1 protein-coding gene is annotated in these 1424 nt (G+C 66.0%); it reads right to left on the bottom strand.

Translation table 11 applies throughout. The features are described 5' to 3' along the window. Positions 1 to 28: 28 nt before the first annotated feature. A complete protein-coding gene (locus tag KUM49_RS20180; RefSeq protein WP_217238283.1) occupies positions 29 to 1375 on the bottom strand; it encodes an IS630 family transposase in 1347 nt (448 codons plus the stop codon). Positions 1376 to 1424 lie beyond the last annotated feature (49 nt).

Below are 1424 nucleotides of genomic sequence, written 5' to 3'. Positions count from 1 at the left end.
CTAGTGTGATGCGCCAGAAATCGCGGGCTTAAGTCTGTCGCTGGTTATCGCTGGCTGGAGGAGTGACCTTGGTGAGGTAGCCGGCGAGGGATTTGAGGATCTCGTCGGCGGTCTTGGTCCAGGTGAAGGGCCTGGGGTTCTCGTTCCACGAGTCGATCCAGGCCCTTATGTCATCCTCCAGCGCCTTCACCGAGGTGTGCACGCCTCGGCGAATGAGCTTGTCGGTCAGCAGGCCGAACCATCGCTCGACTTGGTTGATCCAGGAGGAGCCGGTCGGAGTGAAGTGGACGTGGAAGCGGGGGTGCTTGCCGAGCCAGGTCTTGATCTCGGGGGTGTTGTGGGTGGCGTAGTTGTCACACACCAGGTGCACATCGAGGCCGGCGGGAACCGCCTTGTCTATCGTGACCAGGAACTTCTTGAACTCGACGGCCCGGTGGCGGCGGTGCAGTTCACCGATGACAGTGCCGTCGGCGATGTTGAACGCGGCGAACAGGCTGGTGATGCCGTGCCGCAGGTAGTCGTGGGTGCGCCGCTCGGGCATGCCCGGCATCATCGGCAGCACCGGCTGCGAGCGGTCCAGCGCCTGAATCTGGCTCTTCTCGTCCACGCACAGCACTACAGCCTTCTCGGGCGGGTGGTGATACAGGCCGACGACGTCGACGACCTTCGCGACGAACTGCGGGTCAGTGGAGAGTTTGAAGGCATCCTGCAGGTGCGGCTTGAGGTCGAACTTCTTCCAGATCCGCCCGATGGTGGACTTCGACAGCCCGGTGCGGGCGGCCATGGAGGCCCGCGACCAGTGCGTGTCCTGGCCAGGGGTCGATTCCAGCGTCGCGACGACAACGTCCTCGACCTGGTCGAGCAGGATCGAGGGCGGCCTGCCAGGCCGCGGCTCATCGGTCAGCCCGTCCAGCCGCCGCTTGACGAACCGGGCCCGCCAGCGGCTCGCTGACTGCTCGCGCACCCCGAGTTCGGCCGCCACCTGCTTGTTCGTCCCGCCCTCCGCGCAGCGCAGCACGATCCTCGCGCGCAGAGCCAGGAACTGCGCGGTCTTGGCGCGCCTCGCCCAACGCGTCAGCTGAGCCCGTTCGTCATCACTGAGCACCAGCTCCGACTTGCGCCGGCCCGGCCGCGGCTCATCCGCAAGTCCGGCCATCCGCCGGGCAGCAAACCGCGACCGCCACTTCCTCACCGTGTCCGCGGTTACCTTGAACTCCGTCGCCACACGCGTATTCGGCTTCCCGTCCGCGCACGCCAAGACGATGCGTGCCCGCTCGACAAGACGGGGCGCCACCGCCCCGCCCGCCCAGCGCAGCAACTCGGCGCGCTCCTCATCGGACAACGCAACTTCGACGGCACGAGGACCCCGAGACATGAAAACAGGCTACAGACTTAAGCCCGCGATTTCTGGCGCATCACACTAG

It is taken from the genome of Streptomyces sp. AC555_RSS877 (genome assembly GCF_019049245.1).
GTDB lineage: Bacteria > Actinomycetota > Actinomycetes > Streptomycetales > Streptomycetaceae > Streptomyces.
Note: the sequence above shows the minus strand (reverse complement) of the source record. Positions and strands in the feature narration are given on the sequence as shown.

What these genes read in the sequence shown, in the direction of transcription:
- KUM49_RS20180 (WP_217238283.1), bottom strand. Translation starts at nt 1,375, where the DNA reads ATGTCTCGGGGTCCTCGTGCCGTCGAAGTTGCGTTGTCCGATGAGGAG.